The sequence below is a fragment of the Micromonospora sp. WMMD735 genome (genome assembly GCF_049178995.1).
Lineage (GTDB): Bacteria > Actinomycetota > Actinomycetes > Mycobacteriales > Micromonosporaceae > Micromonospora > Micromonospora wenchangensis.
In genome coordinates, this window is sequence record NZ_JBMHMJ010000002.1 from 443,699 (window position 1) to 452,503 (window position 8,805).

Here is an 8,805-nt window from a genome sequence, read left to right on the forward strand (position 1 = left end):
GGCCCGGCCCCGGGCGGCGGTCCACACCCCGGCGGGTTCAGCGCGCCGGGAACAGGTCGGTGGCGGTGACCCGGATCGTGCCGGGGGCGTCCCGGGGGGTCGGCACGAGATGCAGATGCTGGGTGTCGGGCTCGTCCGGACGGTCACACCCGGCCGTGCAGGCACAGGGATCGGAGGTGAAACCGGCGAACCGGTAGGCGATCTCCATCATCCGGTTGCGCTCCGTCGGGCGGAAGTCGGCCACCAGGTGGACGCCGGCCGCGAAGGCCCGGTCCACGAGCCAGTTCAGGATCACCGCCCCCGCCCCGAACTGCACCACCCGACACGACGTGGCCAGCAGCTTCACCTGCCAGACACCCTCCTGACGCGCCAGCAGCACGACCCCGACGGCCCCGTGCGGACCGAACCGGTCGGCCATGGTGGTCACCAGGACCTCGTGGCCGGCATCGTCGAGCAGCCGCCGCAGCGCCGCATCGGAGTAGTGCACGCCCGTCGCGTTCATCTGGCTGGTCCGCCGGGTCAGCTCCTCGACCCGGGCGAGATCCCGGTCGGTCGCCCGGTCGATCCACATCTGGAGGTCCAGCGAGCGGAGGAACTCCTGGTCCGGCCCCGCGAAGTCGCGTTGCACGGCGGTACGTCGGACGTTCGCCTGGTACATGCGGCGTCGCTGCCGGGCGTCCTCGGTGACCACCGCCGGGGTGAACTCCGGCCGGCGCGGCAGTCCGGGCACCTCCTCGTGGGTGTAGCAGCGCACGTCGGGCAGGTGGAACGCGACCTCGGCGCGTTCGGTGGGCTGGTCGTCGACGAAGGCCACAGCGGAGTACGCGAACCGCAGACCGTCGGCGATCCGGCGCACCGACTCGGACTTGGGACCCCACCCGATCTCCGGCAGGAGGAAGTACTCCGCGACGTCCCACCGTTCCAGTTGCCGCCACGCGAGGGCGTGGTCGTTCTTGCTGGCGACCGACTGCAGGATGCCCCGCGCGTCCAGGATGGTGATCACCTCACGTACCTCGTCGGGCAGCCGGAGGTCGTCGCCCTCCAGCAGGGTGCCCCGCCAGAGCGTGTTGTCCAGGTCCCAGACGAGACACTTCACCGGCTGGTCAGGCATCGGCCCTCCCCGCCGTGGCCAGCGCGTGGTCGGCGAGGATGAGCTGACAGATCTCGGTGGTGCCCTCGATGATCTCCATCAGCTTGGCGTCCCGGTAGGCCCGGGCCACCGGGCTCCCGTCGTGGGCGGCCCGGGAGGCCAGCAACTGCACGGCCGTCGCCGCGCCCCGCGCCGCGTTGCGCGAACTGACCTGCTTGGCCAGCACCACGGCGGCGACCAGCCCCGGATCACCGTCGTCCCAGCACCTGCTGGCGTGCTCGCAGGCACGGCTGGCCACCTGCTCGGCGACGAGGAGTTCGGCGAGGTGCCGGGACACGAGCTGGTGGCGGGCCAGCTCGGTGCCGAACTGGGCGCGGGCACGCACGTGGGTGGCCGACACCCGCAGACACTCGCGCAGGATGCCCACGCACCCCCAGGCGACGGACATCCGCCCGTAGAGCAGCATCGCGGTCACCAGCATGGACAGGTCGTGCCCACCGCCGCCGAGGATCGCGGAGGCGGGAAGGCGGACGGCGTCGAGACGGACGTCGGCGTGACCCGCCGCGCGGCACCCCGACGGATGCGGGACCCGGGTCAGCCGGACCCCCGGACGGTCGCGGGGGACGACCGCGACGGCCGCCCCCGACCCGAACCGGCCGACGACGAGGATGAGGTCGGCGTAGGTGGCCGCCGTGGTCCACACCTTCTCCCCGGTGACCACTGCCTCACCGTCGACGACCTCGATGCGGGTGGTCATCGCGCCCAGATCGCTGCCGGCGTCGGCTTCGCTGAACGCCACCGCAGCGAGCTGCCCGCCGGTGAGCCGGGGCAGGTAGTGCCGCCGCTGGTCGGCGTCCCCGAACCGGCCGATGCTCCAGGCCGCCATGCCCTGGGAGGTCTGCACGCTACGCACCGAGCTGCACAGGCCGCCGGTGTGTGCGGTCAGCTCACCGTTGTCCGCGCTGCTCAGACCGAGCCCGCCGAACTCCGCCGGCACCTGGGCGCACAGCACACCCTGCCGGCCCAGCTCCCGTAACACCGCGACGGGCAGTTCACCGGCGAGGTCCCAGCCGCCGGCCCGGTCGCCGATGAGCGTGCTGGTCAGGTCGCGGGCGGTGGCGGTGGTACGGCGTTCACCGGCCATGGTCGTCACGCAGCCGCCGCACCAGGGCCGCCATCGACCGCACCGAGCGGAAGTTGTCCAACCGCAGGTCCGCACCCAGCACGGCGATCTGGAAGGTCTGTTCGAGGTGGACCACCAGCTCCATCGCGAACAGCGAGTTGACCAGCCCGCTGTCGAACAGGTCCTGGCCGACCTCGACGGAGGTCTTGAGCCGGTCGGTGAGGTACGACCGCAACGTCTCCTCGGGGTCGAGGATCTCCGCGCTCTGCTCCACCGTCACGACAGTACCTCCGTGTAGTCGTAGAAACCGCGGCCCGACTTGCGGCCGAGATGGCCGTCGCGCACCTTCGCCGTCAACTGTTCGCAGGGCCGGTACCGCTGCTCGCCCGTGCGTTCGTACAGCGCCGCCAGCGAGTCCACCAGGTTGTCCAGACCGATGAGGTCGGCGGTGCGCAGCGGGCCGGTCCGGTGCCCGAGGCAGCCCTGCATGAGGGCGTCGACCTCGTCGGCCGTGGCGATGCCGTCCCCCACGAGGCGGGCCGCGTCGTTGAGCATCGGGTGCAGCAGCCGGCTGGTGACGAAACCCGGCGAGTCGCGCACCTGCACGGCGCGTCGGCGCAGGCCCGCCAGCAGGGCCATGAGCGCGGCCACGGTCGCCTCGCCGGTACGCGGCCCTCGGATCACCTCGACCAGGTCGATCAGGTACGCGGGGTTCATGAAGTGCGTGCCGACCAGTTGGTGCGGTCGGGGCAGGGCCCCGGCCAACTCGTCGATCGGGATGCCCGAGGTGTTGGTGACGAGCGGGACGTCCGTGCCGACGGCCCCGGCCACCTCGACGAGGATCGCGGTCTTGACGGTGAGGTGTTCGCTGACCGCCTCGATCACGGCCGAGACCCCACCCAGCTCCCGTACGGAGGTGGCCGTCACCAGCCGGCCGGGTCGCCCGTCGGCCGGTGCCGCGTTCATCAGCCGGGCGTGGCGCAGCTGGAGGGGAATCGTGTGGGTGGCCCGGTCGAGCGCCGCCGGGTCGTTGTCGACCAGCACCACCGGTCGTCCACTGCCGAGCACGGTCGTGGCGATGCCCGTTCCCATCACCCCGGCGCCCACCACGGCGACCGGCCGGCTGTCGGACCCGACTCCCATGCGTGTGCCCCCGACCCTCGACGATCCTCGCCCCGAGCGGACGTCCGGCGGCGCGCAGCCCCGATGCGGGTCCGCTGCCGACGTGGCGGACTCCGGGACCCGGCCTACCGGTTTCCGTCGTCCGGCTCCACCGCGAGCGAGGCTAGCATCCGACAAATCTCCGGACATAGGTCAGATGACTCATCCGTCCATTTAGTGGGTGGCGGAAATCGTGTCTCGCGCGATTGCCGGGAAATCCCGGAAATGGAATCCGCTCGACCTCCTGTACGACCCGTGTCCCGCGCGAAGGTGGGTTGAACAGGGAGTGGTCGAACGGAGGCCGGCGTCGTGTCCTGTGGCCTGCGTCACGCGAGTCAGATTACGGAAGATCCACGTGGTCCGACTCGGGTACATAGATCAGGCGTTCTGACAATTGAGGAGCCTCGATCTTGGTGAGCGACGACGAACTGCTGGATTACCTCAAACGAGTTACCGCTGAGCTGGACAGGACCACCCATCGGCTCCGCGCGGAGGAGGAACGCCAGCGGGAGCCGATCGCCATCATCGGGATGAGTTGCCGCTTCCCCGGAGGCGTGCGCTCACCCGAGGACCTCTGGGAGCTGCTGACCGCCGGCACGGACGCCATCACCGGCTTCCCCGACGACCGTGGCTGGCCACCACCGTCCACCGTCGCCCACGACGGCACCGAAGCCGCCGGCCCCCCGCCCGTACGCAACGGCGGCTTCCTCACCGACGCCGCCGACTTCGACGCCGGCTTCTTCGGCATCGCCCCACGCGAAGCCCTGGCGATGGACCCGCAGCACCGGCTGCTGCTGGAAACCAGCTGGGAAGCCTTCGAACGGGCCGGCCTCGACCCCCGGTCCCTGCGCGGCAGCCGCACCGGCGTCGTCGTCGGCATGGGCAACACCGACTACGCCTTCACCGCCGTCCCACCCCCGGCCGGGCTCGAAGGGCACCTGCTCACCGGAGTGTCCGGCAGCGTCGGCTCCGGCCGGCTCTCCTACACCTACGGCCTGCGCGGGCCCTCCCTGACGGTCGACACCGCCTGCTCGTCCTCACTGGTCGCCCTGCACCTGGCCGCCCACTGCCTGCGCAGCGGCGAGTGCGACCTCGCCTTGGTCGCGGGCGCGGCCGTCATGGCCACCCCGGCCAGCTTCGTCGCCTTCGCCCAACACGGCGGACTCGCCCCGGACGGCCGGTGCAAGTCGTACGCCGACGCCGCCGACGGCACCGGCTGGGGCGAGGGGATCGGTGTGCTGCTGGTGGAACGGCTGTCCGACGCGCACCGGCACGGCCACCCCGTCCTGGCCGTGCTGCGCGGCTCATCCGTCAACTCCGACGGTGCCTCCAACGGCCTGACCGCGCCCAACGGCACCGCACAGCAGCAGGTGATCGAGGCCGCGCTGACCGCCGCCGGGCTGACCGGCGGCGACGTGGACGCGGTCGAGGGACACGGCTCCGGCACCCGGCTCGGTGACACGATCGAGGCGCAGGCGCTGCTGGCCACCTACGGCCGCAACCGCCCGGCCGGACAACCGCTGTGGCTCGGCTCCGTCAAGTCCAACCTGGGCCACGCCCAGGCCGCGGCCGGCATCGCCGGAGTGATCAAAATGGTACTGGCGCTGCGGCACGGCGTCCTCCCGGCCACCCTGCACGCCCGACAGCCCAGCACCCGGGTCGACTGGTCCACCGGCACCGTACGCCTGACCACCCGACAGCGACCCTGGCCGACCGTCGACCGCCCCCGCCGCGCCGCCGTGTCGTCCTTCGGCATGAGCGGCACCAACGCCCACGTCGTCCTCGAACAGGCACCCGCCACCACCACCGACCCCCGACCCGCACCGGCCGTGCTGCTGCCGTGGGTGCTGTCCGCCCGCACCCCGGAGGCGCTGCGCGCCCAGGCCCGACGCCTGCGCGCCCATGTCGACGAACACGACCTCGACGCCGCCGACGTCGGCTACTCGCTGGCCACGACCCGCAGCACCCTGGAACACACCGCCGTCGTGACCGGAACCGACCGCACCACCCTCCTCGACAACCTCGAAGCACTCGCCGCGGACCGGCCCGACCCGGCCACCGTCACCGGACGCCGCACCGACACCGCCCGGCAACCGGTGCTGCTCTTCTCCGGCCAGGGCACCCACTGGGACGGCATGGCACGCGACCTGCTGGACACCGAACCCGTCTTCGCCCGCACCATGACCGAGTGCGCGCAGGCCCTCGCCACCTGGCTCGACTGGCTGGTGCTCGACGTCGTCCGGGGAGTGCCCGGCGCGCCGACCCTGGACCGGGTCGACGTCGTCCAGCCGGTCCTGTTCGCCACGATGGTGGCGCTGGCCGAACTGTGGGCGTCCTACGGCGTCCGCCCCGCCGCGGTGGCCGGACACTCCCAGGGCGAGATCGCCGCCGCGTACGTCGCCGGCGCACTCTCCCTCGCCGACGCCGCGAAGATCGTCGCCCTGCGCAGCAGGGCCCTGCGACGGCTACGCGGCGCCGGCGCGATGCTCTCGACGCTCGCCCCGGTCGCCGACGTCAGGGAACTCCTGACACCCTGGCAGGACCGGCTGTGGATCGCCGCCGTCAACGGACCGGCCGCCGTCACCGTCTCCGGTGACGACGCCGCCCTCACCGCCCTGGAACGCGAACTGTCGGCCCGTGGCATGCTGCGCTGGCGCATCGAAGGCGTCGACTTCGCGGCACACTCCGGCCAGGTGGAGCAGATCCGCGACGAGATCGAGTCGGAACTGACGGGCCTCACCCCGCGACCGTCGGACGTCCCCTTCTACTCCACCGTCACCGGCACCCACCTCGACACCCGCGGCCTCGACGCCACCTACTGGTACCGCAACCTGCGCGAGCCGGTGGCCCTCGACGCCACGGTACGGGCCCTGCTCGACGCCGGGCACAGCCTCTTCGTGGAGGTCAGCCCCCAACCCGTGCTCACCATGGGCGTCCAGGACCTGATCGACGAGTCAGGCACCGACGCCACGGTCATCGGCACCCTGCGGCGCGGCCGCGGCGACCGACGCCAGTTCCTGGCCACCGTCGCCGACGCGTACACCCGCGGCGTCGACGTCGACTGGCGGGCGGCGTTCACCGGCGCGACCGTCGTCGACCTGCCGACCTACGCCTTCCAGCGCGACCGCTACTGGCTCCCCGAGGCCGACGGCGCCGACGACCGCCGACCCGGCACCCCGGCCACCCGCACCAGCGTCGCGGACCAACGGTTCTGGGACGCCGTGGAACGCACCGACCCGGCCGGGCTCTCCCACCTCATCGGCGTACCGGACGACACCACCCTGCGGGCGGCGCTGCCGGCGATCGCCCGCTGGCGTCAGCAGTCGACCGAGACCACGCTCGCCGACTCCTGGCGCTACCACGTCTCGTGGACACCGCTGCCACCACAGCCGCCGGCCGGCCTGCTCGGGACCTGGGTGGTGGTCCAGCCGGCGGACCACGACCGGGACGACCGCCTGCGGGGGGTCCTCGCCCGGCTCCGGGACAGCGGCGCGTACCTGCGCACGGTCACGCTGTCGCCGCAGGACGCGAGCGGCGGGCGGGTGGCCGAACGGCTGCGCGACGGGGTGCGCGACGCCCCGGCCGTGGTCGGCGTGGTGTCGCTGCTGGCCCTGACCCGGCACACCGACCCGGACCAGCCCGACGTCCCCGGCGGCGTCGCCCTGACCCTGGCCCTGGTCCAGGCGCTCACCCAGGTGACGCTGGCGGCGAAACTGTGGTGCCTCACCTGGGGCGCGACCACGGCGACCACCGGCACACCCGACCCCGCACAGGCCCAACTGTGGGGTCTCGGCCTCGCCGTGGCCCAGGAACACCCGCGCCTGCTGGCCGGCCTGGCCGACCTGCCCCCACTGCCGCAGGCAGCCGCCCTGGCCCACCTCCCCACCGTGCTGTCCGGTCGCACCGGCGAGGACCAGGTCGCGGTGGACGACTCCCGGGTGCTGGCCCGCCGTCTGGTACGGGCACCGGCACCCGGCCCCGACGGTCTCCGGTGGCAACCGAGGGACACCGTCCTGGTGACCGGCGGCACCGGCGCCCTGGGCTCCCGGATCGCCCGATGGGCCGCCCGCAACGGTGCCCGGCACCTCGTCCTGCTCAGCCGCCGGGGTGCCACCGCGCCGGGAGCCGACAGCCTCGCCGGGGACCTGCGCGCCTGCGGCGTCACCGTGGCCTTCGAGGCGTGCGACACCGCCGACCGGACGGCCCTCGCCGCTGCCCTCAGCCGCGTCCCGGACGACCTCCCGCTGCGCGCCGTCGTCCACGCGGCCGGCGTCAGCGGCGGCCACACCCTCACCACCGACCTCACCACGGCCCAGTTCGCCGAGGTGGTCGCCGGCAAGGTACGCGGCGCCGAACACCTCGACTCCCTGCTCGCCGACGCGGACCTGGACGCGTTCGTGCTGATGACGTCGCTGTCCGGCGTGCTCGGCGGCGCCGGACACGCCGCCTACAGCGCCGCCAACGCCCACCTCGACGCCCTGGCCTGCCGCCGTCGTGCCGGCGGCCGGACCGCGACGGCCATCGCCTGGGGCGGCTGGACCGAGACCGGACTGACCGCGACCCCCGACGAGCTACGCGACCTGTTCGACCTCGTCGGGGTCCGCGCCATGGCCCCGCAGCCGGCGATCACCGCGATGGGCCGGGCCGTCGCCGGCGGCGACACCACCGTGGTCGTGGCCGACCTGGACTGGTCGCTGTTCATCTCCGCCTACACCTCACTGCGCCCGAGCACGTTCGTGGAGAACTTCGTCGAAGCCGACGACGACCGCGACGGCGGCGTGGACCACGCGGCCCGACTACGGGAACGGCTCGCGGCCCACGAACCGGCGCACCAGGAACACCTGCTGGCCGAGCTGGTGCGGGAACGCGCCGCCGGGGTGCTGCGCCACACCCGGCCGCAGGCGATCGACATCGACAGGCCGTTCCGGGAACTGGGCTTCGACTCCCTGCTGGCCGTCGAACTGCGCAACCGGCTCAACGCCGCCACCGGCCTGCGACTGGCGACCACCGTGGTGTTCGACCACCCGACCCCGCAGCTGCTGGCACGACAGATACTCCACACCCTGCTGCCCGAGAACGAACCTCCACCGTCGCACGCGATCTTCGCCGACCTCGACCGGCTGGAGACCGACCTGCACACCACCGCCTTCACCGCCGAGGCCCGGGCCCGGGTGACCGCCCGGCTGTCCGAACTGACAGCGAACTGGACGGCCGGCGCGGCGGCGGGCGGATCGCTGTCCGACACCGCCAGCGACGACGAGATGTTCTCCTACCTCCAGGAGAACTTCGGGATCTCGTGAGCCGGCCGACCGTCACCAGCCGAGGAGGGTCCGTGACCAACTCCGAGCGACTCCGCCACTTCCTCCGCGAGACCGCCACCCAGCTCCAGCACACCCGCCAGCGGCTCGCCGAGGTCGAGGCCCGGTCCCTG

4 protein-coding genes and 1 pseudogene are annotated in these 8,805 nt (G+C 72.9%); 1 reads left to right on the plus strand and 4 read right to left on the minus strand.

Annotated elements, in window-relative coordinates; genetic code table 11:
* Positions 1–37 precede the first annotated feature (37 nt).
* The 4 genes from ACN268_RS02090 to ACN268_RS02105 are packed head-to-tail and all read right to left on the minus strand — an operon-like array spanning position 38 to position 3,356.
* Entirely contained in the window at positions 38–1,111 is a 1,074-nt protein-coding gene (locus tag ACN268_RS02090; RefSeq protein WP_421481444.1) for an HAD-IIIC family phosphatase, read from the minus strand.
* Positions 1,104–2,234: an acyl-CoA dehydrogenase family protein gene (locus ACN268_RS02095; protein WP_421481445.1), complete on the minus strand. Its 1,131-nt coding sequence runs from the start codon at positions 2,232–2,234 to the stop codon at positions 1,104–1,106. The genes ACN268_RS02090 and ACN268_RS02095 overlap by 8 nt, the downstream gene beginning before the upstream one ends.
* Positions 2,224–2,493: an acyl carrier protein gene (locus ACN268_RS02100; RefSeq protein WP_421481446.1), complete on the minus strand. Its 270-nt coding sequence runs from the start codon at positions 2,491–2,493 to the stop codon at positions 2,224–2,226. The genes ACN268_RS02095 and ACN268_RS02100 overlap by 11 nt, the downstream gene beginning before the upstream one ends.
* Positions 2,490–3,356, minus strand: a complete 867-nt coding sequence (locus ACN268_RS02105) for a 3-hydroxyacyl-CoA dehydrogenase family protein (protein ID WP_421481447.1) — start codon at positions 3,354–3,356, stop codon at positions 2,490–2,492. The genes ACN268_RS02100 and ACN268_RS02105 overlap by 4 nt, the downstream gene beginning before the upstream one ends.
* A gap of 443 nt (positions 3,357–3,799) precedes the next feature.
* On the opposite strand from ACN268_RS02105, the pseudogene ACN268_RS02110 reads away from it, so the two are divergent.
* A pseudogene (locus ACN268_RS02110) lies at positions 3,800–8,674 on the plus strand (type I polyketide synthase); the annotation flags it as partial.
* Positions 8,675–8,805: the final 131 nt, after the last annotated feature.